The following is a 26,223-nucleotide window of genomic DNA, read 5'->3' on the forward strand; positions in this document are numbered from 1 at the left end:
TAATTATTACTAGCAGTTTATTATCACTAACCGCTTTATCATAAACAGCCTAACGAGTGAGTACCACCACGAAATGTTACTGATTTTTATCGAAATTTCGCCCATTTTTTATCGTCTAAGCTTACTGGGCGAAATTTATGCCGGTTCTTTATGAGCATCTGCTAGAAAACTGCTAGAATACACCGCCGCAAATTCTTGTTGGGTTGTCTTTATAACACCACAAGTAACAACAGCCAAAGAGCAACCCATTAGATAATTTGAATAATATTATTTAGACATTAATAAAAAGCCACACGGCAGATTAACCATAGATGATGCATAGGAGCAGGTAATGAATTTTTTGCGTATGAGTGAGCTGAGCTTAACCGATAAAGTGGTATTGATTCGTGAAGACTTAAATGTGCCTATTAAAAACGGTAAAGTCAGCAGTGACGCTCGCCTGCAAGCCAGTTTGCCTACCATTAAAATGGCGCTAGAAAAAGGCGCGGCGGTGATTGTCTGCTCACACCTTGGTCGTCCGACTGAAGGCAACCCTGAAGCCATATATTCGCTCGCACCGGTCGCTGAGTATCTAACCGATAAATTAGCCGCACAACTATCAAAGCCAGTAAGCTTAAACACTGACTATTTGACTGCAGGCGTGACAATCAACGCCGGCGAAGTCGTATTACTAGAAAACGTGCGCTTCAATAAAGGCGAGAAGAAAAACGAGGCAGATTTGGCGCAGAAATACGCTGAGTTGTGCGACGTATTTGTCATGGATGCCTTTGGCACTGCCCACCGTGCGCAAGCATCGACAGAAGGCGTGACCCAAGCCATGCATCAAGCAGGCAAAGTAGCTTGCGCCGGACCTTTATTGGCAGCAGAGCTTGATGCGTTGAGCTTAGCACTTGAAACGCCTGCACAGCCGATGCTAGCAATCGTTGGTGGCTCGAAAGTATCGACTAAGCTTGAAGTCTTGCACAGCTTGGCTGAAGTCTGCTCGCAGATTATCGTCGGCGGCGGTATTGCCAACACTTTCCTAGCAGCTAAAGGTTATAGCGTTGGCGCTTCTTTATATGAGGCGGACTTGGTGGACACTGCTCGTGACATCATGAGTAAAACTGAGATTTTATTACCTGAGTATGTAGTCGTTGCTGATAAAAATGACATCAACTTTGATGACTTTACCGGCTCATTACAACAAGCTGCTGCGACTATCAAATCTGTCGATGCGATTGGCGATAATGACATGATCTTAGACATCGCGCCAGCAAGTGCTAAGCAGTTGGCTGATGCTATCATCAAGGCAAAAACCATCTTATGGAATGGTCCGGTCGGCGTTTTTGAAGTCGATGCTTTCGGTCATGGCACCCAAATCGTAGCAAATGCTGTTAAAGACAGCCAAGGTTTCTCGATTGCTGGCGGCGGCGATACCTTAGCGGCGATTGATAAATATCAAGTGGCTGATGGTGTCAGCTATATGTCAACAGGCGGCGGCGCATTCTTAGAATTTGTAGAAGGTAAGGTGTTACCTGCTGTTGCTGCCTTACAAATCCAGGAATAGCGCTTAACGATACTTCAGCAGTTGAGTAACAGTAGACGTACAACTTATCGTGAGCATCTAGGTTAGGCTATAAAAAGTTAGGCCATATAAATAATAAAGTATAAGGTGACCGCTATGCTTAGCTTTCAGTTGATGCTTAACCTGTCAATATGAAAGCAAGAAGTAAGAGTGGTCACTGATTATTATTAAGTGGTAATTATTTGTTTCTATACTGAAAATTGTTATTGCATGTCTAATTTGCACTCTATAAAATAGCGCAAATCATGTATTTGGCATGCTTTATTTACGAGAGGTTTATTATGTTAAAACGTCATTTATTACTTGCTAGCGTACTTGCTGGTACTTTTGCAATCACTGCATGTAGCCAAGAAACACAAGATAAAACGGCAGCTGCTGCTGATTCTGCTGCTGAAGATACTGCTGCTAACACTGATGCTGCCGCTGCTGAAACAGAAGCTGCTGCTGCTGAAGCTGAAGTTGCTGCTCAAAACGCCGGTACTGAAGTTGCCGAAGGCGCTGAAACTGCCGGTGCTGCTGCTACTGATGCACTAGCAAATACTGGCGAAGCGGTTGTGGTAGGCGCCAATGAAGCCGTGTCCGCTACTGCTGGCGTGGTTGCCGATGGCGCAGCTGCTGTTGAAGATAAAGCCAGTGAAAACGCAGTAGAAGCAGAGCAACAGTACTAATTAGTAGTTTTAATTTTAAGCATTGGTTATAAATACTAATTGCTTTATAAGCCCTCAAAATATGTAAAAAGCTTTGGTAATAGCCAAGGCTTTTTTGTATTTAAAACATTCATCTAGCACAGCCAAATCAAAGATATAAGGTATTTGGTTTTATACGTATTTTTAATAGAGCTGTATAGGCGATAAGTCCTACCAAATAGATTGATAAAAACCGACCGTATTTTTTATAAATTAAGCAAAGAAATAAATAGTCGGCTAAGCGCTACGAAGCGGTGACAATTTTTGCTATAATCACGGCGTAATAATTACGATAAAAAACACCGGTTTTTCGCTGGTCTGGCTATATAAAGCTAGGATTTTAGGGCAATTGTTGCAACATCGTATTTTTAAGAATGATTTCTTAATATCATATTCAAAATTTAATCAGAGAGCGTCTTATGGCTTTAATATCGTTACGTCAACTTCTAGATCATGCCGCCGAGCACAGCTACGGTGTTCCTGCCTTTAACGTCAATAACTTAGAGCAGATGCGTGCAATCATGATGGCGGCCGACGCCTGTGACTCACCTGTCATCGTTCAAGCCAGTGCCGGCGCTCGTAGTTATGCAGGTTCTGCGTTTTTACGTCATCTGATTATTGCGGCGATTGAAGAGTGGCCACATATTCCTGTAGTGATGCATCAAGATCATGGTATGTCACCTGCTATTTGCCAGCGCTCAATTCAGCAGGGCTTTTCATCAGTAATGATGGATGGATCGCTTGGTGAAGATGGCAAAACGCCAATGGATTATGATTATAACGCTAGCGTGACTCGCGAAGTGGTCAAAATGGCGCACGCGTGCGGTGTCTCTGTCGAAGGCGAAATCGGTTGCTTGGGCAGTCTTGAGACCGGTATGGCAGGCGAAGAAGACGGCTCAGGCGCAGAAGGCGTGCTTGATCACGAGCAACTATTGACCAGCGCTGATGAAGCCGAGCAGTTTGTTAAAGATACCAACGTCGATGCCCTAGCCATCGCTATCGGTACCAGTCATGGTGCGTATAAATTCACCCGTCCACCGACAGGCGATATCTTATCCATTGAGCGCGTAAAAGAGATTCATGCCCGTATCCCGCATACCCATTTGGTCATGCATGGCTCGTCGTCAGTACCGCAAGAGTGGCTAAAAGTTATCAATGAAAACGGCGGTAACATCGGTGAGACTTATGGTGTACCGGTTGAGCAAATTGTTGAAGCGATTAAGCATGGTGTGCGTAAGGTAAATATCGATACTGATTTGCGTTTGGCATCAACGGGTGCAATCCGTAAATTCCTTGCAGAAAACCCAAGCGAATTTGATCCACGTAAATACTTTAAAGCTTCTATGGTTGCGATGTCAGATATCTGTACCAATCGCTTTGAAGCCTTTGGTTCTGCTGGTCAAGCACATAAGATTCGTCCAGTTAGCCTTGAAGGTATGGTCGATTTTTATAAATAAGCGTTGCCAATAAGATATGCTCATTTAGTCATAGCGGCGCAGCGTATTTTTAGCGCAGCTTCTATATTTAAGCTTTGTACTTATGTACTGTACGTCGGTTCTATAAAAGGTGGTAGATGATGATTGGATTGATTAGCGGACAGGTGCAGTATTTGATGGCGCCGACTGCCTGTGTCATGACCACCTCTGGCGTAGGCTACGATATAGAGCTACCGCTACCGTCGTTTTGCCAGTTGCGCCTTAATGAGCAGGCGAGTATTTGGACGCATTTTCATGTGCGTGAAGATGCGCAGCTGCTTTATGGTTTTATTGACCGTAAAGAGCGTGATGTCTTTCGCCAGTTGATTAAAATCAATGGTGTTGGGGCAAAAATGGCATTGGCTATGCTGTCTGCGATGTCGGCTGCTGAGCTAAAAATGCATGTCGAGCAAGAATCAGAGACGGCATTGACGCGGATTCCAGGTATTGGTAAAAAAACAGCGCAGCGTTTATTGATTGAGCTAAAAGATAAGCTAAAAAATATTGAGGTTGATAGTAGTAATTTAGAGTTTGCGATTCAGCCTGCGCCCATTTCTGCTGAAGGCAGTATCATCGCTGAGGTGGAAGGCGCGTTAATTAGCTTGGGTTATAAAGAAAGAGAGGCGCAGCAAGCGATTAAAGCCGCTAAGAGTAATGGCGCTACCTTTGCAGATACGCAAAGCTTGCTAAAAGCCACCTTGCAACAGCTATCTGGCTTTTAAGTAATGTGAGCGCGTTATTCTATAGTATCAATAAGTCTTCAACAGATAAGCGACATTCATTGTCGCTTATTTTCGTTTTAGGCTGTGTTTTTTTGACTAGCTGCTTTATGATGTTTTGCATGACTTATACGCAGCGTTTGGTTATGCTGTTTATTACCTAGTCTTTTAAAAATAATTATTTTAATAAAATGATAAAACCTATGATGCAAGATCGTTTGATTAATCCGTTAGAAGGGGCAGGTGATGCGCCTGACTCTAATATTCGACCGGCATTATTGGCTGAATATATCGGTCAGCCGGTGGTGCGTGAGCAGATGGAAGTGTTCATTAGCGCTGCCAGAGGCCGTAACGAGCCGTTGGATCATACCCTTATCTTTGGTCCACCGGGCTTAGGGAAGACAACCCTTGCCAATATCATTGCTCGTGAGATGGGCGGCAATCTGCGCTCAACATCAGGGCCAGTGCTTGAGCGTCCAGGTGATTTAGCCGCCATGCTGACCAATTTAGAAGAAGGTGATGTACTCTTTATCGATGAAATCCATCGCTTGAGCTCTGTTATTGAAGAGATCCTTTATCCAGCGATGGAAGATTTTCAGCTCGATATTATGATTGGTGAAGGGCCGGCAGCGCGTTCTATCAAGCTTGATTTACCACCGTTTACCTTGGTCGCAGCCACCACACGAGCAGGGCTGTTAACCTCACCATTACGTGATCGTTTTGGGATTGTGCAGCGCTTAGAGTTTTATAATATCGCTGACCTGACAACGATTGTTAGCCGTGCCGCGCGTTTAATGCGCGTGCCAATGAGTGAAGATGGTGCGGTAGAGATTGCTCGCCGTGCGCGTGGTACGCCAAGGATTGCCAATCGATTATTACGTCGCGTGCGTGATTATGCGCAGGTGAGAGGCGACGGTAGTATCAATGGCGCGATAGCCGGTAGTGCGCTCGATATGCTGGCCGTAGATAGACGTGGGCTTGATCATTTAGACAGACGTTATATTGAGATATTGCATGAGCGTTTCGATGGTGGTCCAGCAGGGGTTGAAGCAGTGGCAGCAGCCATGGCTGAGGATCGCGGTACGCTAGAGGATGTGATTGAGCCGTATTTGATTCAGCAAGGCTATGTACTGCGTACGGCGCGTGGTCGGGTATTGACGCAAATGGCGATTGATCAGATGTTATAGAATAGTCAATTCAAAACGCACGAGGTATATCTTTAATAGCATTGTGCAGGTATAAATTTTTCTCGCTTGCTGTGTGCTTTGCACTCCCGAGGCTTTGAAAAATTCATACCTGCAGCCTCGCATTTGCTTCAAAATAAATGAACCATATTAAAACCAAAAATGCGTCTGCGTTTAATTAGAAAATTAAACGCAGACGCATTTTTTTACTTTGATTTTAATAAGCTTATTAAATAGTCGGTAACGTTTCAGGCCATATCTTGCCGGGATTTAAAATATTCTTAGGGTCAAGCGCTGACTTAATGGCTTGCATCAACACTAAGGCATTACCGTGCTCTTGCTGCATATATTTTTGCTTGCCTTGTCCAATACCGTGCTCACCGGTACAGGTGCCATCCATCTCAATCGCACGGCTGGCAAGGCGGCTGATGATACCGTCAGCTGTGGCGATTTCTTCAGGATTGTTGGTATCGACCAATAATAAAACATGAAAATTACCATCGCCAACGTGACCGACAATAGGCCCAATCATGCCAGATGCTTCGATATCTTTTGCTGTCTCACTGACGCATTCTGCCAAGCGTGAAATGGGCACGCAGGCATCGGTGGATAAAGCACTGGCTTCAGGTCTGAGAGCTGAGCTGGCATGATAGGCGTTATGCCGTGCTTGCCACAAACGTTTACGTTCGGCTTCGTTGGTATCCCAAGCAAAATCCGTACCGCCAAACTCTTCGATGATATCGGTAAAGATTTGCACTTGCTCAGCGACGCTGGCTTCTGTGCCATGAAACTCTACAAATAGCGTAGGTGTCTCAGTGAGATTGAGGTTGGCGTATTGATTACAGGCTTTAATTTGCATCGCATCGAGCAGCTCGATACGGGCAATGGGCAAGCACATTTGAATGGTCAACATCACCGCCTGACAAGCATCCTCAATCGTTGGGAAGTGACAGATGCCGCTACCAATACACTCACTAATACCAAATAACTTGAGCGTGACTTCGGTGACGATACCAAGCGTACCTTCTGAACCGATCATCAATCGCGTCAAATCATAACCAGCGGCAGACTTTTTGGCACGGGTGCCGGTGCGGACAATCTCTCCGCTTGCGGTAACGACTTCAAGTGCAAGTACCACATCTTTCATGGTGCCATAGCGGACAGCATTAGTGCCTGAGGCGCGAGTAGCGACCATACCGCCAATACTGGCATTGGCACCGGGGTCTATCGGAAAGAACAAGCCGGTATCACGTAAATAATGGTTAAGTTGCTCACGTGTGACTCCAGGTTGTACGGTAACGGTCAGGTCTTCATTATTAACCTGCAATATCGTATCCATCGCATGCATATCGATACACAGCCCGCCATAAGGCGCATTTAATTGACCTTCTAAGGATGAGCCAATACCAAAGGCAATGACTGGCATCTGATACTGATTGCAAATCTCAACCGCAGCAGCAACCTCGTGTTTATCCTGTACTGTTAATACCGCATCGGGTGGCTGATTGGCAAGCCACGTCATGGTATGACCATGCTGCTCACGTATTGTGGTATTGGTGCTCAGTTGTTTGCCAAAGCGTGTTTGCAAAGCGGCAATAGCATCACTATGATTTGGTTTGACTGAATCATGAGGCTTGGAAGGTGATGTAGATGATATGGTCGACATAGGTAAATTCTCCATATAAGACGTATTTTAACTGACTAAACAAGCTGTCAGATAAGATAAAAGTTTAAGCTCTAATTCCTTTTGATTGTCGTTAAAGGACAATCAAAAGGAATTAGAGCTTATTAAATTAAGATTTAATTTTTATAACTATTAATGAGTATTCACAGCCATTAAAAAATCAGCAATCTAAGCTAGAACCCGCCAAATAACGACAATCATAGCCAATAAATAAAAGATAGGTGCAAACCAACCGACTTGTGTAGCGATGGCAATAAACACGGCAAAACCTGACAGCGCTAGCCAATCACGGCGACGATCATTGAGCATGTCAGCGCGTATCTGTTGTATTTCTCGCAGCTGACTGTCTTGGCGCGACCCTTGTGAGGCAAGGCTTTGTAGACCTTGATCTAGTAGCTTAGGAATATCAGTCGTTGATAATAAAATCTCTGGCAACTGCTGGCGTAAGTGTTGCAAGTTACGCATCGGATCGAGCTGCTCTTTAATCCAGCTACTTAAAATGGGCTTAGCAAGTGACCAGATATCAAGATCAGGATATAAATCACGACCAAGTCCTTCGACATGCACCAAAGTTTTAAGTAGCAGCATTAATTGTGGCGGAATACTCATATGATGGCGACGCGCGATATCTAAAATCTGCATCAACACACCAGCAAAGTCGATATCATTAATAGATTTTTGTAGCATTGGACCGACAGTGCGTTTCATATCGCGCATCAAAGCATGCTTATCGGTATTGGGCGGTATCCAACCCGCTCGGCTGACGATATCAACCATCGCCGTAAAGTTATTATTCATTACCGCCAAAAGCATGCGCGCGACAATAAGCTGGTCGTCTTTTGATAGCGTACCCATAATGGCGCAATCAAGGCCGATATAGCGCGGCTCATGACCCAAGTCAACCGCTGCCATATTTGCAGTGAGCGTTTTAACCGGCGGCGTTTCTACAAAGACATTACCCGGATGCATATCGGCATGGAAAAAGTTATCGCGAAATACTTGGGTGAAAAATATCGTTAAGCCTTTTTCTGCCAGTGCTGCACGGTCATAACCAAGCTTATCAAATACCTCAACTTGCGAGATAGGGACGCCTTGAATACGCTCCATCACCATGACGTTTTTGGCCGCATCATAGACTTCAGGCACATACATCAGTGCTGAACCCAAGAAGTTATTACGCATCTGCGTGGTATTGTCTGCTTCTAAGGTCAAATCCAATTCATTAAGCATCACTTGGCGATAGTCTTCGACAATATCAACGATATGGATGGCACGCGCCGCTTCGATACGCGCCGATGCCCAATTGGCAAGCTCACGTAGTAGCTCAAAGTCTGCAACGATGGTGGTGCGAATATCAGGGCGAACGACCTTTACCACCACTTCACGACCATCGTGCAGAGCCGCCGTATGTACTTGGGCGATAGAGGCTGCTGCTAACGGTTTAACGTCAAAGCGGGCAAATAGCGTGGCGATAGATTGACCAAGCCCATGTTTCGGGTCTTGGATTTGGGCAATAGCAACGTCGGAGTCGAAAGGCTTGACCTTATCTTGCAGCTGCACCAATTGCTCGATAATCTCAGGCGGCACCAAATCGCGACGCGTCGAGAGCAGTTGTCCCAGTTTCAAAAATAACGTACCCATATCTTCAAGCGCATACTTTATGGCATTGGGCTGATGTTTTTTACCCCAAGCAGCTGGATGCAAGCGAATTAAACGCGCTAAAGGTTGCAGCTGCGGCGCTTCTTCGACAGACAGATGGGTATCAATGCGATAAGCGGCGGCAATACGCCAAAGTTCAAATAAACGGGCGCGATGGGATAGTAGCATGGGATATAGGTACTCTAAAAATTCGAAAATAGGCTAGATATTGTATTTTTCATAACAGTAGATGTTTATAGAGAGCATTTAAACAATCTTAGCATCTACGTATTATTATCTATTATTGCTTAAACGTGCTTGCTCATCTTTGATAGCAGCGAGCTTAGCTTCTTCTCGCTCAATGTCAGCACGCAGTTTTAATAACTGCTGTTTTAGATCATTGACTTCGGCGGCTTCCATCTGGTCAGGAGCAACATTACCGGCTACATCATTGGCCCAGTCGCTGACATCATTAAAGGCACGTTTGGCGCTATGACGCCAGCTGCCTTTTAGCTGCGAGATGAGAAGATGCAGTTGGCTGGCCATCGGTTTACCAATAAAGGGCTCAAGCTGTCCTGCGACATCAGGGTCAAAACCTGCGACCAGTTGTTTAAGTTGCATCAGCACTTTGTAATCACCTGCGATAGGCAAGTTGCCCTCAGTGCCGCGCATCAGGTTGAGCAGTTGGGCAGGGTTATCAACGGTAATGATGCAGTCTGGACGACTATGGCCAAGACGCGCACGCTCTAAGCTGGCCTTTTGGCGCTCATTCATATTGCCGCTTGGCTCAAACACACTCTCAGTCATGACCGGCTCAAAGCGCAAACGCTCATCGGTAAATAAGACGTCCAAATTCACTTCAGGCGTGCCCATATTTAGACGCAGCACTTTGCCCGCAAGCGGTGCCAGCCCAGCTTTGGTAATCTCATCGCTGGCAATGGCGATATTAATCAGCTTTTCGGCACCCGCCAAAAGTAATACAGTCAGCATAAGGCTCTCGCATGTTTGGTTGAGCGCCATAAGCGTGGCGCATATTTCAATATTGGCTGTTATGACGATTATCAAACGCCTGCCTAATAGCAGACGTTTTTACATTATAAACAAGCTTGTATAACCAGCTTTTATCACTAGACATTAAGCATAAACAAGCGTGTTTATGCTTTAAAGCCGCGATGAACAGCGACGATACCAGCAGTCAAGTTATGATAATCGCAATTTTCAAAGCCTGCTTGTTGCATCATCTGTTTAAGCGTCTGCTGATCAGGATGCATACGAATCGATTCTGCCAAGTATTGATAGCTTTCTGCATCATTGGCAATCAGCTTGCCCATAATTGGCAAAGCAGTAAATGAATACAAATCATAAGCTTTTGATAAAGGCTCAAAGACAGGTTTTGAGAATTCTAAAATCAATAAGCGACCGCCTGGCTTTAGCACACGGTACATAGATTTTAGGGCCGCGTCTTTGTCTGTGACATTACGCAGACCAAAGCTGATAGTCACTAAATCAAAGCTTTCATCATCGAATGGCGCCAATGTTTCAGCGTTTGCTAAGACAAAATCAACGTTATTACAGCCGGCATTAATCAAGCGCTCACGACCGACTTCTAACATCGCCGCATTGATGTCTGATAACACCACATGACCATTGCGACCGACTTCACGGCTGAATACCTTAGCCAAATCGCCCGTACCGCCAGCGATATCAAGCACATGCTGACCGGCACGTACGCCTGATAAGCTAATCGCATAACGCTTCCATAAACGATGAATACCAAATGACATTAAGTCATTCATAATGTCGTATTTTTTGGCAACTGAGGTAAAGACATCAGCAACGCGCGCTTGCTTTTCAGCTTTATTGACCGTTTTATAACCAAAATGGGTTTGCTCATTACCATCAGTATCAGGCGTATGCGGGTTATTGATGTCATCACGTTGGTTAAATAGCGTTTGTTTGGCGGTTTGTGCTTGCGCAGAAGTAGGGTTGGCGCTGTTGTTTAATGTGGCGTTAGCGTTAGCGTTGGTGGTATGGTTTGGCATAGTCGTTTGTTGACCTTGTGGGGTTCCGGTTGGTAAGTCTTGCACTTGGGTGAAGTCATTATTGTTGTTATCGACTGCGGCATTTTCATTAAGCGTCGTATTAGAAACATGGTTTTGACGCGCTTTTACTTGCGCGGTGATATTTTGATTGTTGGCGATACTGTCTTTGACCAATTTATCTTGTAGGTGACCATGAGAAGTCGCATCAGTTGCAGCATTGTTATTTGAGTTGTCAGTCATACGATTATCCTAATATTTGTTTTTATGATGGCGTATATAAGCGCTGTTTAAGCCTCATTTGAGCATTGTTGACTCATTATCTAAGTATAGTTTAATCAGTAACAGCGCCGTGAGCCACGTGCATTATTTGACCCTATCATACACCAAACGTTGCTGGCTTACCGCCATTATCCGTGCTGTGAACTTCGTCAATAATCTCAAGCTCACGCTCACAAAATGGTTCGATAAAGCTGCTGACGCTTTTTAGCGGTTTCATGGCTTTAAAGCCTGCATCAATAAAGTCGTAAAGCGGTTGGAAGTTATAGCGATACGCGGCGCCTTTCGCCATTGCAAAGGCTTTTTTGAGCATAAAGGAGTTCAGATCCTTATCGGTACGATAGCAAACTTCCTTTAGGTTGTTAATTTGCACGCGGCGCTCATCTGCCTCATCGACAGCGCGGTAGGCGGCAAGCATATTCTCTTCATTAACCGCTAAATCTTGAGCAAGCAGCCACTCAGCCAAATGTAAATCAAGCTCAATGGCTAAGATAGACGCTTGAATGCCCATGCTACCAGCTTCTAAAGAAGACTCTTTGGCAAGGCGCTCAAGTTTTTTGGCTTTAGGAAGGATGCGTCCTAATTGCTCTGCCAATACTTTAAATTCATCACCACCATACAGCTGGGTTAAGAAATAATCTGCCATTAATTGGTTTTTTGGTTGTTCAAATAGCGCGCTGTGCGTACGCTTAATACGCGCTTGTTGCCATGCTTGTACTTCTTTAAGTTTCGTATTTAAGGCGGCATCTTCATGGTGTGGCAGCGCCCAAAAATGGTTTAAGTGCTGTTGTAAATTGGCTAAAGCAGTCATGGCAGGTAATCCTATAAAAAGTAAAAATAACAATCAATCAAATTGATGGTAAAAGGGCTGAGAGGGTACTAAATTTTATACTTATAGGCAGCTATTAAAGCATGCTCGCAAGATTTTGTTCACCTTAAAAGAAAATACCGCAGAATACAAATGCCAAACTGTTACATAGCAGGGTTATTTACTAAATTTACGCAATGCTATGATTAACTAAAATGGTGATTTTAAGCGCTGTGATAAGTGTTGTAATCAGTATTGTAAGCAATGTTATAAAAACAAAGCACTTATAACATAGCTATGTAAATATGAAATGGCTAGGCAAAAAAATCATTCATACAGAACATCCATAAAAATTGTATAACACCGCATAACAAAGTATAAAACATTATCTAATAATAATAGAGGGAGCATGGGCATGAGCAAAAAAAATGATACGACTGAGGACCAAGAGCTACAAGCCGTGAGTGACCAATTTAGTAAGCAAGTCATCGAGCAGCGCTTAACACCCAATCCGTTAAATCTCTTTTCTATGGACAAAGATACGCTGCGATTGGCATTGGTCACCGCACAGTTTGCTCTGCGTGCCACGCGGCAACAAACACCGCCAACTATGAATAAACCAACAGGGTTATTGGTGCTGGTCAACGGTATGGAGCAAGCAGGCAAGGGCACAGCCGTCACCCAACTACGGCAATGGGTCGACCCGCGTTTACTGAAAGTCGAGGCAACCATTGGTGATTGTCCCTTAGAGCATCAGCCGATTTGGCAGGCACATACCAAGGCGCTGCCGCGTCATGGCGATGTCATGGTTTATTTTGGTAACTGGTATGCTGATTTGCTCTATAACGTCATGCGTATGGCAACCCTAGATGAAGATAATAAGGTTAAAAAAAGTAAGGATAAGAATAATAACCAGCTGAAAGATAAAGCCTTGCCTATTGGCCAATGGCAAGACTATTTGAAACAAGCGCTGACTAAGTTACAAGCCTTTGAACAAGACCTTGCTGCTAATCAAACCAAGCTGCTTAAATGCTGGTTTCATGTCAATATCGAAACCTTGCAGGCGCGGCTAAATGACGACAAGGCTGATCCAGAGTTTTTATATCAAATTGATTGGAAAAGTAACAAGGTCGTCGAAACTTTTAATGAGGTGGCAACGGCGCTATTACGCCAGCAGGGAGATTGGATTATTATCGATGGTGATGACAAATCACAAGCCGCTATGCATTTTTGTCATCAAGTGTTGCAAGCGATGCAAACAGCGTTAGCAAGCAGTCGCATAGAGGAAAGCGAACAGCTAGAAAATGTTAAAAAATTCGAGCCAGTAAAAGTCCCTAAAACTTTGATAAATATCGATGATACCGAGATAGATAAGTCTGAGTACCATGAAGCGCTTGCCGATAAACAAGCGCGCCTTGCTGAGTTGCTACGTGCGCGTAAGGGTCGGCATGTGGTCTTTGCCTTTGAAGGTATGGATGCGGCTGGCAAGGGTGGCGCTATTAAAAGACTGGTTGCGCCGCTCGACCCACGCGAGTATCAGATTTATAATATTGGTGCGCCGATGCTGTATGAATTACAACACCCTTATCTATGGCGATTTTGGACCAAACTGCCCAATGAGCAGGTCGATCGTATCAGCCGTATCGCTATCTTTGACCGTACGTGGTATGGGCGCGTATTGGTCGAACGTATTGAGGATTTTGCGACCGATGCAGAATGGCAGCGCGCTTATGATGAAATCAATCGCTTTGAGGCGGATTTGGTAGCGGCTGGGACGATAGTTATCAAATACTGGCTTGCCATCGATAAGAAAGAGCAGCTTAAGCGTTTTGAGGCGCGCGAAGAGACCCCGCATAAGCAATTTAAATTGACCGATGATGATTGGCGCAATCGTGATAACTGGGCAGATTATGTGCAATCGGCAGCTGATATGCTGGCACGTACAAATATAGAGGACGCTCCTTGGTGTGTCATCGCAACCAATGAAAAGCGGCAAGCGCGCCTAGATGTATTAGACCATGCCATTGAGCAGCTATCTTTAGCACTGCCTGATAACTGATTAAAAGGTTTGAGAATTGATTATATTTTGGCTCAGCCAAATTATAAAATATAACAACAAATTTTCACTAAATTGATAGGTTTTATCGCGCTTACATTCACAGTTACAAATCTCGCAATATCATCATGCATTCTGTGTCTATATTTAATATAATAGGCACATTATAAATTCTGCTTTCTACAAAATAGCTCAGCAGTCGGATACTGTATTTGTCATATAAATGCTTTAATCATTACTCACATATTTATCATAACCAACGCTATCACTATAAAAACCTAAGCCGCAAGCTGCTGTAATCGGACGATTTGGCAATACTACTTGCGGCTTTATGGCATTTTGTGTGATGGTTTTTTTACCTGATATTTTTATCACAAGCAAACTAAGCTAGATATTAGTGCTAGGTATGAGTAGAAAATAATGGTAAACAGACGAAATTGTCTGAGTGATGGATCAATAAGGTATTGCAGGCTAGTTGTTTAAACCAATTTTCAAAGCAGTGGTTTAAAAAGTACTTCAATAAACAAGTTCAAAAAACAGTATTTCAAAAACACGTTGCGTACACGCTATCATAATATTGGGTGGTGAAAACAACACCGTTCATAGCGCCGCAATGTCATCAATCACATATAATTTCAATCAGCTTACGCAGGACGTATCAACGTATGGGTATTAGCAGCAGTTCTACAGGACCAACCAAAGCAGTCGGTTCTATGAGAATCAATCTATTTTTTGCCATTTTACTGATTGCGATGACCGCTTACTTTTTATGGTGGGGTCTAGATTACACCATGCATCAGCAGACGACGCTATTTATCGTAGCGACGGCTTTTGGTGTGTTTATGGCATTCAATATCGGTGGTAATGACGTCGCCAACTCCTTTGGTACCTCAGTGGGTGCGGGGACGTTGACCATTCCGCAAGCCTTGGGTATCGCAGCGATATTTGAAGTATCAGGAGCGGTATTGGCAGGCGGTGAGGTGACGGATACTATTCGAAGCGGCATTGTTGACCTAGATGGTCTGTCAGTGACACCCAACCAGTTTATTTATGTCATGCTCTCAGCGCTTATCGCTGCTGCATTTTGGTTGTTATTTGCGACCAAAAAAGGTCTGCCAGTGTCAACCACTCACGCCATTATCGGCGGTGTGGTTGGTAGCTCCATTGTATTAGGCATCTCGTTAGGTGGCACCGAAATGGCGTTATCTACGGTGAATTGGGGCACGATTGGAACGATTGCTATCTCTTGGGTCATATCACCGTTACTCGGCGGCGTCTTCTCCTACCTTTTATATGGCCAAATTAAGAAAAATATCATTGAATATAATGATAGAACAGAAGCGCACATTGCGACGCTAAAAGGCGATAAAAAAACCTTAAAACAAAATCACAAAGAGTATTTGGATGGTCTGACCGAATCAGAACAACTGGCTTATACCTCAGCGATGTTACGTGATCAAGAAATCTATAAAGATGATGATTGCGACGTTGAAGATTTAGAAACCGATTATTACAAACAGCTTTATGAAATTGAAAACGAGCGCAGCAACCTCGATACCCTAAAAGCATTAAAGCAATGGGTACCTATTATTGCGGCTGCTGGCGGCGCGGTCATGGCCTCTCTGGTTATCTTTAAAGGCTTAAAGAATGTCAATAATGGCATGACGACGCTGCAAGGCTTTTTAATCATGGGCATGATTGCAGCGCTAGTTTGGCTTGCGACCTATATCTATACCAAGAGTATCCGCGGTAAGCATAAGGAAGATTTGACCAAAGCGACGTTTATTATGTTTAGCTGGATGCAAGTCTTTACCGCGTCAGCCTTTGCCTTTAGTCACGGCTCAAACGATATCGCCAACGCCGTCGGTCCTTTTGCGGCGATTATGGACGTTATCCGTACCAATAGCATTGCTACTGAAGCGGCAGTACCACCTGCAGTTATGTTGACCTTTGGTGTGGCGCTAATCGTTGGTCTTTGGTTTATCGGTAAAGAAGTGATTCAAACCGTCGGTACCAACTTGGCAAAAATGCATCCGGCTTCTGGCTTCTCAGCGGAATTGGCTGCTGCTGCTGTGGTAATGGGCGCTTCGACCATGGGGCTGCCGGTATCGAGTACGCATACCTTAGTTGGCGCGGTACTTGGCATCGGTATTGTCAATAGAGATACCAACTGGGCACTGATGAAGCCTATCGGTTTAGCATGGATAATTACCCTTCCTGCCGCCGCTTCAATGTCAGCTATCAGCTATATTTTCTTAAGTAATATTTTTTAAGACAAAGTTTTTTAAATGACACTTTTAAAACCATGTTTTTAGAATAGTGTTCTTAAGGTGGTTTTTTAAATTAAAGCCGTATGAGTTTTTAACAAGATTCTAACGGTGAGACTTTACTACTTTATTTAACAGCATAAAAAACGCTTATCAGCATCATGCCGATAAGCGTTTTTTTATATCAAAATGAAAATTAGTTTAATCAAAATGAGTTCTATTCGGTGCCAAACTGTTTACGCTTTTTGGCAAAGAAGCGGTCTAAGCGATCCATGGCATCTTCTAAATCGTGCAGGTTGGGCAAAAATACCAAGCGGAAATGGTCGGGTGCATCCCAGTTAAAGCCAGTGCCTTGTACCAGCAAGACGTTTTCTTCTACCAATAAATCCATCATAAACGCCATATCATCTTCGATAGGGTAGACTTCAGGATCCATCTTTGGAAAGCAATAAAACGCCCCTTGCGGCATGGTGCAAGAAATACCTTTAATGGCGTTTAAGCGTGAGACCGCCATTTCACGCTGCTTATACAGGCGCCCTTTTTTAGAGGTCAAATCTTTCATACTTTGATAACCGCCCATCGCGGTTTGAATGGCATATTGCCCTTGGACGTTTGAACATAGACGCATAGACGCCAGCATATCCAAACCTTCAATAAAGTCAGCAGCGTGGTGTTTTTTACCAGAAACCATCATCCAACCAGCGCGGAAACCTGCGATACGATGCGACTTTGATAGACCGTTGTAAGACAGCACAAGCACATCATCGGTCAAGGTGCTCATCGGCGTATGTTCCATATCATCATAGAGAATACGGTCATAAATCTCATCGGCCATGATGATTAAATCATGCTCTTTTGCCACCTCAATAATCTGCAGCAGCAATTCATCGCTATACAGTGCACCCGTTGGATTATTGGGATTAATAACCACGATGCCTTTGGTTTTAGAAGTGATTTTAGATTTGATGTCCTCGATATCAGGATGCCAATTGTCGTCTTCATTACAGCGATAGTGCACTGCTGTACCGCCTGCTAAGTTGGCGGCTGCCGTCCAAAGTGGGTAATCAGGCATTGGCACCAGGACTTCATCGCCATCATTCATCAGCGCTTGCATGGTCATGACAATCAGCTCAGAGACGCCATTACCCAAATACACATCACGCACATCGACAGCAGATAGCAGGCCTTTTGATTGATAATATTGCAAGACCGCTTTACGGGCCGCAAAAATCCCTTGTGAGTCTGAATATCCCGTCGCTTCTGGCAGATTCATCGCCACATCACGCAAAATCTCATGCGGTGCTTCAAGACCGAACGGGGCAGGGTTACCAATATTAAGCTTTAAAATACGCTTACCTTCGGCTTCCATTTTATTAGCCGTCTGCAGCAGAGGACCGCGAATATCGTAACAAACGTTTTGTAATTTATCGGATTTTTTTATTGTGTTCATAGAGTGCCCACTCATAGGGTTGTTTTGTGAATGTGATGCTGCTTGATTTGTCGTTGGTTGAGCGTTGCTAACTTGCTTGCTAGAGGCTGCATTTTTATTATGAGCATTTATGCTTTGAGTTAAATCTGCGTTGCTAGCAATATTGCTATCGATGTCTATATTGCTATTAGCTGCATTTTGCAGCTCACCACGCAAAAGGTACCCTTCGCTACAGCCTAAGATACGCGCTAAAGTCGGCAGCTTCGATGATACGATGCCATTGGTGCCGCGTTCCCAGTTAGAGATAGCACCGCGACTGACCTTTGCGCCTGCTGCGGTCATCGCTTGCGCCAATTGCTCGGCAGTCATGCCTTTATCGCGGCGCAGTTGTACCAATCGTTCGGCTTGCGTGCCTTTGTTCGCCTGCAACTCTTTGCTATCAGCCATCGTTATTTACACCTTTTATTAACCAATCAATGCGTTTGTAATGAAATATGACAATAGAATACTTAGCCATAAACCAGTACTAATGCAAGATATTATTGCAAATGAACTTTCAATGCAAGTATCAAGATGAATATCCGTAAAATTAATTTTAAAGTTATAAGACAATGCAAGAATAACTTGCATTTAAGGTTGGATGATTAGCTTTTAGAATTTTTTAAACAAATTTGGTGCTAAATGGTGAGTGAAATAAGAAGTTATTAAACCAGTAATAATGAATTGAGAGTATGTAAATAAGTAATGTGCTAATGAAATAAAATTACAACTTTACTCATTTAGGCGGCAAGATAATTTGTTATATTTTACTTCTCTATCTAAATAATTTTCTCAAGACCTCAAGACCTCAAGACCTTAAGCTCTCAGCTGGCAAGTTGCGCACCTTTATAATAACTACCTTGAATAGTCAGCTGTTAAGCAGCAGATAAAGGCTATCATTTTCATAAAACCAACGATAACGTTTTTCGAGAAAATGACAAACAACAAACGAGATAGCCACTTATTTCATCCAAATATTCCATAAGGATAAACGATGCAAGACAATCAATTAAGCAAAGAAGAAATTAGCCAGTTGACCGAAGCGGACTGGAAAGAGCGCCTGAGTGCCGATGAGTATCATGTGATGCGTGAGAAGGGCACAGAGCGTCCATTTACTGGCGTTTATAATGACGTCAATGATAAAGGTATCTACCGCTGTAAAGGCTGCGGTGCCAGCTTGTTTGAGTCGGACAGTAAGTTTGATGCCGGTTGTGGCTGGCCAAGCTTCGATCAAGGTATCGATAATGGCGCCATCGATGAACACGTCGATGATTCGCTAGGCATGCGCCGTACGGAAGTCACGTGCAGCAATTGCGGCGCGCATTTGGGTCACGTATTCCCTGATGGACCACGTGAGACCACTGGCATGCGCTACTGCATCAACTCGTTATCTATCGATTTGGATAAAACTGAAGAATAAATGTCAATATAGTCAGTAGTTTGGCTAAAATTAGTATTTTAGCCAAAGTTAGACTGATAAGAAGGAAGTACGTGGTGCTTCCTTTTTTCTTATAAGCCTGCAAATTTCTTATCAACCTGAAGACAATAAAACAATCAATTTAAGGATGAATGATGAGCACTATTTACGATTTTACCGCTGAACGTATGGACGGCACCTCGCAAGCCTTTACTGATTATAAAGGTAAGGTGCTATTAATCGTCAATACCGCCAGTAAATGTGGCTTTACCCCGCAATTTGAAGGGTTAGAGGCGTTGTATCAACAATATAAAGATAAAGGATTGGTAGTGATTGGTTTCCCTTGTAACCAGTTCGGCGCTCAAGACCCCGGCACTAACGATGAGATTGGTGCGTTTTGCCAAAAGAACTATGGTGTCAGCTTTCCGATGATGGCTAAGGTTGATGTCAATGGCGATGATGCCCATCCGATTTTTGCATGGCTAAAAAATCAAAAGGGCGGGCTGCTGACAGACGGTATCAAATGGAACTTTACTAAGTTTTTAATTGGTATAGATGGGCAAGTCATTGACCGTTATGCGCCAACCACCAAGCCTGAAGCGCTTAAATCCGATATTGAGCAAGCGCTAGCAGGGAAATAGCCGATAAGCTGAAAAATTATTGGTTTTGTATAAAATATAAAACCAATGAAAACAGAGGCTTGCCTGTAAAATTAATAAATTCAGCAAAAATAGTTAAGAAAAGGGCAAATACTGTTTGACAGCCATGTGTAAATCTATATAATACACACCCACAGCAAGGGGCTTTATTGATAAAGCAAGTTGCTGTCGGAAACGCTCATTAAGACGTTTCAAAATTAACCATAGCGTGACAACTATAGTTAATAAAAGCTTTAGAAAATCTTATTTAAATGATTTTCTTTTGCGAAGCTAAAAAGCACTGCTTTTTGATATGCTTCTCAGGGTGATTAGCTCAGTTGGTAGAGCGTCTGCCTTACACGCAGAATGTCGGCGGTTCGAATCCGTCATCACCCACCACTCTTTTAGCGAGTGCGTCCTATTGATAAGGACAAGATGCTAAAAACGACCTAAGCAGCGGTAGTTCAGTTGGTTAGAATACCGGCCTGTCACGCCGGGGGTCGCGGGTTCGAGTCCCGTCCGCTGCGCCATATTTAAAACGAATTTAGACTTTCGAGTTTAAGCAAGTTTCGCCTCAAGTATTAGTTTACTTGAGGTTTTTTTGTGTCTGATTTTTCTTTTAGAGCTTTTGTCTATAAGGGCTTGGCGCCTTCCCTCGATTGGTCTTTACGAAATGGTCTACTCTTTAACAATGCATAAATGATAATTTTTTATGCATGCATTCTCCCTTTTGGAAATCGGTGACCAAGTGCTCAGTGACCAAACGGTGACCATTTTGTGACCAAGGTTGTTAAAGTTTGATGACGTTCATAAAGTAATCGTCGTCTAGGATATTATAATCTGGCCTGCGAATGAGTTGATGACCACGTCAGAACCTTAACACTAATAGCCCTCAAATCATTGTTAATACAACTCGGATTTTTGAAGGTGAATAGCATATTATTCTAGGTTTTGTGCATCTTCCTGCTTCTCAATTTTATGCTGATCTTCTGTACGCTCTACTTTCCAGTAGCTAGATATATATAAATGCGTTTTAGCTATGGACCGGTTGAATTTAAAATAGTCACGCAGTACACGCATACTATGGAATTCACAAGCAGCCCAAACAGCAGGTTGCCCTTCAAGCCAAGTAATGGTTTTAACATGCTCAAGTAAAGGGCTGCTTGCGGAGTTTGGAGTAGGATTTATAACCCAGTAAATGTCAACGTTCTTAGGTTTTTTAAGATTTTGTCGATCTGCCTCGCTGCTGATCTCAAGGATGGCATAGCCGCGTGCATCGTCAGGTAATTGTGCAAGATTGACCGTAATCGCAGGTAGTGCAGTCATGTCACCTATTAATAAAAACCAATCTGCATCACGGTTGATGAGCTTTTTTGGTCCTGGTCCGCCTACCAATATTTGCTCACCCACTTGGGCGTTACGTGCCCACATTGAAGCAGGGCCTTCAGCGTCGTGCAAGGCAAAATCGATATCTATTTCACCCTCACGTTGACCACTTATAGTATAGGTGCGCATTAGTGGTCGAGTCCCATGGCCTTGAGGAAATATGAGTTTGATATAAGCGCTTTCTTGATCTGTTGGAAAGTCAATCAAGCCAGCACCGCCAAGCGTGACGCGGCACATATGTGGCGTGATGTATTTGGTACAAGTAACATCCAGTATTCTTGGAGCGGGTTTTGCCATTTTGATATCTTTCTTAATTTAAGTGTTTCATGTTTTAAGTCATCATTTTAGATAAAGCAAGTGTATAAGACTGACATTACCTTGGTAATAATAAGTCCTACATTGTTTAAAAGTTGGCCTTTAGACTGACTGATATTTGGCGTTCAGGCCCCATCCAACAGTTATTGCTATCGTAGCAAGTACCGACATAGGTTTTATCAAACAAGTTATTGATACTAGCACCAACCGTCAGCATCGGATTGACCTTATAGCTGCCACCAATATCTACCAATGTCACACTTGGCAGCGCATCGGAATTTTGCTTATCAAGTTGCATTCCGTCTTCATAGCGAACCCCTGCATTGAGGGTAAGCTTATCTGTGGCGTAATAGTCTGCCCACAGTGTCGCCTTGTGCTTAGCGGTTTGTGCTGGGGTGTTACCTACCACGTCAGGGTTGAATTCATCTTTGGTAATCTCAGCATCGGTATAGCTGTAGCTTGCAGCAATATCTACCCACTCACTTAGCATGTGGCTGCCTGAAACCTCGAAGCCTTTAGAGGTAATTTCACCCGTTTGGGTTTGACTTCTATAACTGATCTCATCTGCCACCACCACGTTTTTTTGTGTGATGTCAAACACCGCCAACGTCCCTTGAGTGGCGCGATCTGAGGACAGATATTTGATACCAACTTCTAACTGGTCAGCGGTGGTTGGCTCAAATGCCTTATTGGTAATGAAGTTGCTACCGACAACGGGCTGAAACGACTGTGAGTAGCTGGCATAAGGAGATAGGCCATTATCGAAGTCATAAATGGCAGCAAGGCGACCACTGGTTTTTGAAGCGTCATTGTCAATCGTTTTGTTACTATAAACCGCACCTTTAGAGGCGTCGGTTTGCTCGGTCGTGCTGTCAAAATTATCGTGACGTAATCCTGCTACTACCGTCAAATCCTGCCACTGCATCTCATCTTGTACATAAAATCCTAGCTGGCTTTGTTCGATGTCCTGTTTCTGTCGATAAATATCTAATGGCAAAGTGCCAGCATTGATTTGTGAAAAATCGGGGTTGGACAAATCAAGGTTTGGGGTGCCATCTGCGCCAGCATCATAATAAGTGGCGCTACTGTCCGTTTCTTGATACTCCACACCGAATAATAAATTGTGCGAGATATTGGCGGTATCTAACTGATAAGCCAGCTGATTGTCTGTGGTCCAGTTGTTCATCTTTTCATCAGTGGTATAGGCCACACGATTTAAAATCTTGTCGCTACCCGTGATAAATCCTTCTTGATTGTACATATTGCGCTGCTGCGCTTCGGCATCGGTATAGCGTAGGATATGCTTAAAAGTTAATTTGTCATTGATAGCCCAGTTGACAGTCACACTTGGCATCAGTACTTCTTTGCTAAAATGATTCCACTCGTCACCTGCGTAGGCATCACTATCTAGCTTGCCATAGCTGGCATTGTAGACTGTCCCAACAGCTGGCAGCGGAGTAGAAGGCACCATCTCTGGATCGTCTTGGTAAAAAAGATTGGCAAGAACGGAGACATCTTCTGTCGGTCGCCATTCAAGTGACGGATTAATTAAAGTGCGTTCTTCTTCTGTGGTCTGCATCTGACCCTCTTTTTTACGTTTTAATGCCACCAAGCGATAATTAAGCGTATCTGAAATAGGGCCTGTCGTATCGACCGACATTTCTTTGAGATTTTGATTGCCAAGTCGTAACTGCACTTCAGATGCTTGAGTGCTTTTTGGTGTTTTGGCGACCTGATTGACCATGCCACCTGGAGCCGCGTAGCCGTAAAGTGAGGATGCTGGTCCTTTTAAGATTTCTACCGCTTCAGTCGCATAAATGTCTACTTGCGGCATCAGGTTCCAAGCACCGTCATAGGGGAGGCGTAATCCATCATAAAAATTGGAATAAGTCTTAAAACCGCGAATATTGTATTCATCAAAAATAGATACCGTACCACGGCTCTCAGTACTCACGCCGGGCTCGTAACGCAAGGCCGCGTTGACACTGTCTGCTTGGCGTTTTTGTAATAGTTCTTGATTGATTCTCGTATAACTTATTGGCGCATCATTAGGGTCTAATGCAGTTTTGGTGCCTGTACTGCGGTAGCTATCGGCATAAACCGTAATAGTATCTAAGGTCGTCGCTGGTGTCGGATTAACAGTAGCAACATTCTCATCTTCGTTTTGGACATCTTCAATATTACTTGCCGTTTCTTCAGCATATGCACCATGGCTAATACTCATTAATAAACCAATCCTGACTGCTATTCTTAGTTGTTTCTTTCGGGCAGATTTGGAACATAAAAGAGACGGCATCGTATTTCCTTTCAGATAGAAGTAGTTGACGGTTTTAAATTAAAAGATGAGTATATAAATATGGGAATAATGATAACACTAATGATTATTGTTATCATTAAAAAATTACAATAAGAGTTTTTATAGAAGCATTGGAGGTATTTATTGTCAGCACTTATACAGAATACATAAGGTTTAAGTGAGGAAAAATCATTACTGATTAAAATTATAAAAAGTTAAAAAGCACCTCATATAAGGCCAATTATTTCCTATAAATCGCAGTGTTTTGATGAGTTTTCTTGTATGATGCTGCCATCTTTAAAAACACGTTATAGGCTTGGAAATATTTTGGGTCGAATCTAACAATCAGCTATTTTATATTAATATTATCAATGCGTTCATGACGTTAATTGAGCAGCTAAAGATGGTTAAAGGTCATATTTATGAGTAGAGATACACGTCAACCCCCTAACAATCAACGCTATTTTACAGTATGGAGATGGCATTTTTATGCAGGCATGTTTATTGCCCCTTTTTTGATTATTTTAGCGTTTACAGGACTTGGCATGCTGCTTATGTCCAATACAACAGGCCGAGATAGTGATCGTTTAACCGTCACCCCTCTACAGTCTATGGTTCAAGCACCAATCGCCAATCAAGCAAAAAACGCCCTTCAAACCTTACCAGATAGCACGCTGATTAAATATATCGCACCCCGCAACACCGATACGGTGGCCTTGTTTCAAGTGGTATCAGGTAGGCATGACAATATGGTGGCGGTGAATCCGTACACAGGTGATATTGTTAAAAGTACCCCCACTAATACGGGCTTGTACAATACCCTTGATAGTATTCATAGCGATTTGCTGTTAGGGAAGGTTGGTGATTTTATTCAAGAAGCCACCGCCTCATTAACTATTTTGATGGTTTTAACGGGTTGGTACTTGTGGTGGCAAAAACGCAAATCTGTCAAAGCTATGTTGATTCCGGATGATAGTAACCTAAAGAAAAAGCGTTCATTTTTCCGTACTATTCACGCCACCTTAGGCACTTGGATATCCATTGTCTTGTTGTTTTTTTGCATTTCAGGCATGGCTTGGGCAGGTATTTGGGGCGAGCGAATCATACAAGCTTGGAGTCAGTTTCCGGCCGGTAAATGGGGCGTGGCGCCCATGCCACTTTCGATTGACCATGGTCAGCATCATGCGGGTATGGATATGGATAACGCCAATGCCGCGCTGCACGTTCATGGAGCAGCACCAACACTTACACCAACACATGGTCGTGTATTAAATACGGGCAGTACCAAAGAGGTACCTTGGGTGCTAGAACTGACACCGATGCCGCTGTCAGGGTCAACGAAAGGTGAGAACGGTATCGCGCCTAATATTCCCATTATGATTGATACGGTAGATAGGTTTGCTCGTGAGATTGGCTTTGAAGGGCGTTATCAGCTGAATCTACCACAAGGCGCGACAGGAGTGTGGACGATTAGCCAAGATTCTATGAGCTACGATATGAAAAGTCCAACGGCTGACCGTACGGTACATATCGACCGCTATTCGGGGAAGATATTGGCTGATATCCGCTTTGAGGATTACAATGCTTTTGGCAAGTTTATGGCAGCGGGTGCGGCTATTCACATGGGAACGCTGGGATTATGGAGCGTGTTAGCCAATGGACTGTTTTGCTTATCAGTGATTGCAATTTGTGTGAGCGGTTATGTCATATGGTGGCAACGTCGTCCTCGTAATGCCAACGAAATCATTGGACTAAATCCACCAGCACGTGGACAAGGTTTTTCCATATGGTGGTCGTTTGCCATTCCATTGCTTGTTGTGGCTATTATATTCCCAGCAGCAATCATTGTGATTATGGCTATTACGTTGTTGGATTTTTTGGTAATTTCTCGGGCGCACTTTGTACAGAAGCTATTCAAATAAACTATATGCTTAAATTTAGGCAGTTAATAGTTAAGGTTTAACAGATACTGTGCTTAATTGAGGTCACTTTTAAAAAGTGGCCTTTTTTTTGCTGTGCTATTTTTATCTATAGTGTTTGCTAACAAAAAAGTATTGCTATCTCATGACGTAGACCTTCACTGTATCAAAAATATTTCAATACTGTATTGATAATCATTATTATTATCTTTATCATGTACAAACTCTAATGTAACAAATAATATATTTATTCACCAGGACTATTAATAAATAGCTCATTTCTCATGACGCTCTACAAAGTTGACATGTATTAGTAAGCACTATTGTCTTGAATAACTGCCTTCCCTCAAATTCTCCTCACTTTCATTGAGATACCATTGATGTT

The 26,223-nt window shown here is 43.4% G+C and carries 19 protein-coding genes and 2 tRNA genes; 12 read left to right on the forward strand and 9 right to left on the reverse strand.

Annotation, left to right across the window (positions count from 1 at the left end; genetic code table 11):
• Positions 1–331 precede the first annotated feature (331 nt).
• From JMX50_RS05710 to ruvB, 5 genes are all read left to right on the forward strand, one after another.
• Positions 332–1,546, forward strand: a complete 1,215-nt coding sequence (locus tag JMX50_RS05710; RefSeq protein WP_201628787.1) for a phosphoglycerate kinase — start codon at positions 332–334, stop codon at positions 1,544–1,546.
• A gap of 299 nt (positions 1,547–1,845) precedes the next feature.
• Positions 1,846–2,232 carry a hypothetical protein gene (locus JMX50_RS05715; protein WP_201624924.1) on the forward strand — a complete coding sequence of 129 codons (387 nt, stop codon included), beginning with the start codon at positions 1,846–1,848 and terminating at the stop codon, positions 2,230–2,232.
• 437 nt (positions 2,233–2,669) lie between these two features.
• A complete protein-coding gene (fba, locus tag JMX50_RS05720; RefSeq protein WP_201628788.1) occupies positions 2,670–3,707 on the forward strand; it encodes a class II fructose-bisphosphate aldolase in 1,038 nt (345 codons plus the stop codon).
• Between the two features lie 119 nt (positions 3,708–3,826).
• Positions 3,827–4,447 carry a Holliday junction branch migration protein RuvA gene (ruvA, locus tag JMX50_RS05725; RefSeq protein ID WP_201628789.1) on the forward strand — a complete coding sequence of 207 codons (621 nt, stop codon included), beginning with the start codon at positions 3,827–3,829 and terminating at the stop codon, positions 4,445–4,447.
• 203 nt (positions 4,448–4,650) lie between these two features.
• Positions 4,651–5,631 (forward strand): Holliday junction branch migration DNA helicase RuvB, encoded by a 981-nt coding sequence (ruvB, locus tag JMX50_RS05730; RefSeq protein WP_201628920.1) that lies wholly within the window; start codon positions 4,651–4,653, stop codon positions 5,629–5,631.
• Positions 5,632–5,857: 226 nt separating this feature from the next.
• On the opposite strand, the gene JMX50_RS05735 is transcribed toward ruvB, so the two are convergent.
• The 5 genes from JMX50_RS05735 to JMX50_RS05755 form a co-directional block, all read right to left on the reverse strand.
• Entirely contained in the window at positions 5,858–7,294 is a 1,437-nt protein-coding gene (locus JMX50_RS05735; RefSeq protein WP_201628790.1) for an FAD-binding oxidoreductase, read from the reverse strand.
• Positions 7,295–7,480: 186 nt separating this feature from the next.
• Positions 7,481–9,139 carry an ABC1 kinase family protein gene (locus tag JMX50_RS05740; protein WP_201628791.1) on the reverse strand — a complete coding sequence of 553 codons (1,659 nt, stop codon included), beginning with the start codon at positions 9,137–9,139 and terminating at the stop codon, positions 7,481–7,483.
• Positions 9,140–9,244: 105 nt separating this feature from the next.
• On the reverse strand, positions 9,245–9,940 hold the full coding sequence (locus JMX50_RS05745) for an SCP2 domain-containing protein (RefSeq protein WP_201628792.1): 696 nt from the start codon (positions 9,938–9,940) through the stop codon (positions 9,245–9,247).
• Positions 9,941–10,104: 164 nt separating this feature from the next.
• On the reverse strand, positions 10,105–11,232 hold the full coding sequence (ubiE, locus tag JMX50_RS05750; RefSeq protein WP_227670932.1) for a bifunctional demethylmenaquinone methyltransferase/2-methoxy-6-polyprenyl-1,4-benzoquinol methylase UbiE: 1,128 nt from the start codon (positions 11,230–11,232) through the stop codon (positions 10,105–10,107).
• 136 nt (positions 11,233–11,368) lie between these two features.
• Positions 11,369–12,079, reverse strand: a complete 711-nt coding sequence (locus tag JMX50_RS05755) for an FFLEELY motif protein (RefSeq protein WP_201628793.1) — start codon at positions 12,077–12,079, stop codon at positions 11,369–11,371.
• A gap of 412 nt (positions 12,080–12,491) precedes the next feature.
• On the opposite strand from JMX50_RS05755, the gene JMX50_RS05760 reads away from it, so the two are divergent.
• Positions 12,492–14,135, forward strand: coding sequence for an ATPase (locus JMX50_RS05760; RefSeq protein WP_201628794.1), 1,644 nt, complete (start codon positions 12,492–12,494; stop codon positions 14,133–14,135).
• A 225-nt stretch (positions 14,136–14,360) separates the two neighbouring features.
• Here the strand turns inward: JMX50_RS05760 and JMX50_RS05765 are convergent, their stop codons facing one another.
• Positions 14,361–14,507 carry a hypothetical protein gene (locus JMX50_RS05765; RefSeq protein WP_201628795.1) on the reverse strand — a complete coding sequence of 49 codons (147 nt, stop codon included), beginning with the start codon at positions 14,505–14,507 and terminating at the stop codon, positions 14,361–14,363.
• A 290-nt stretch (positions 14,508–14,797) separates the two neighbouring features.
• Between JMX50_RS05765 and JMX50_RS05770 the strand changes: the two genes are divergently transcribed.
• The gene (locus JMX50_RS05770; RefSeq protein ID WP_201562921.1) at positions 14,798–16,405 is read left to right on the forward strand and encodes an inorganic phosphate transporter; all 1,608 of its coding nucleotides are present in this window, start codon (positions 14,798–14,800) and stop codon (positions 16,403–16,405) included.
• A 211-nt stretch (positions 16,406–16,616) separates the two neighbouring features.
• Here JMX50_RS05770 and JMX50_RS05775 read toward each other — a convergent pair whose 3' ends face one another.
• Positions 16,617–18,275 (reverse strand): aminotransferase class I/II-fold pyridoxal phosphate-dependent enzyme, encoded by a 1,659-nt coding sequence (locus JMX50_RS05775; protein ID WP_201628796.1) that lies wholly within the window; start codon positions 18,273–18,275, stop codon positions 16,617–16,619.
• 586 nt (positions 18,276–18,861) lie between these two features.
• On the opposite strand from JMX50_RS05775, the gene msrB reads away from it, so the two are divergent.
• From msrB to JMX50_RS05795, 4 genes are all read left to right on the forward strand, one after another.
• On the forward strand, positions 18,862–19,287 hold the full coding sequence (gene msrB, locus JMX50_RS05780; protein ID WP_201562918.1) for a peptide-methionine (R)-S-oxide reductase MsrB: 426 nt from the start codon (positions 18,862–18,864) through the stop codon (positions 19,285–19,287).
• A gap of 152 nt (positions 19,288–19,439) precedes the next feature.
• Complete coding sequence (locus JMX50_RS05785; RefSeq protein ID WP_201628797.1) at positions 19,440–19,925, forward strand: glutathione peroxidase; 486 nt, start codon at positions 19,440–19,442, stop codon at positions 19,923–19,925.
• 320 nt (positions 19,926–20,245) lie between these two features.
• Positions 20,246–20,321 (forward strand) — tRNA-Val (locus tag JMX50_RS05790).
• Between the two features lie 54 nt (positions 20,322–20,375).
• Positions 20,376–20,452 (forward strand) — tRNA-Asp (locus tag JMX50_RS05795).
• Positions 20,453–20,861: 409 nt separating this feature from the next.
• On the opposite strand, the gene JMX50_RS05800 is transcribed toward JMX50_RS05795, so the two are convergent.
• Both JMX50_RS05800 and JMX50_RS05805 read right to left on the reverse strand, forming a co-directional pair.
• Entirely contained in the window at positions 20,862–21,605 is a 744-nt protein-coding gene (locus tag JMX50_RS05800; protein WP_201628798.1) for a siderophore-interacting protein, read from the reverse strand.
• Positions 21,606–21,711: 106 nt separating this feature from the next.
• Positions 21,712–23,847, reverse strand: a complete 2,136-nt coding sequence (locus JMX50_RS05805) for a TonB-dependent siderophore receptor (protein WP_227670933.1) — start codon at positions 23,845–23,847, stop codon at positions 21,712–21,714.
• Positions 23,848–24,341: 494 nt separating this feature from the next.
• On the opposite strand from JMX50_RS05805, the gene JMX50_RS05810 reads away from it, so the two are divergent.
• Positions 24,342–25,841 carry a PepSY-associated TM helix domain-containing protein gene (locus JMX50_RS05810; RefSeq protein WP_201628800.1) on the forward strand — a complete coding sequence of 500 codons (1,500 nt, stop codon included), beginning with the start codon at positions 24,342–24,344 and terminating at the stop codon, positions 25,839–25,841.
• Positions 25,842–26,223: the final 382 nt, after the last annotated feature.

Source organism: Psychrobacter maritimus (genome assembly GCF_904846345.1).
In the GTDB taxonomy this organism is placed as follows: domain Bacteria; phylum Pseudomonadota; class Gammaproteobacteria; order Pseudomonadales; family Moraxellaceae; genus Psychrobacter; species Psychrobacter maritimus.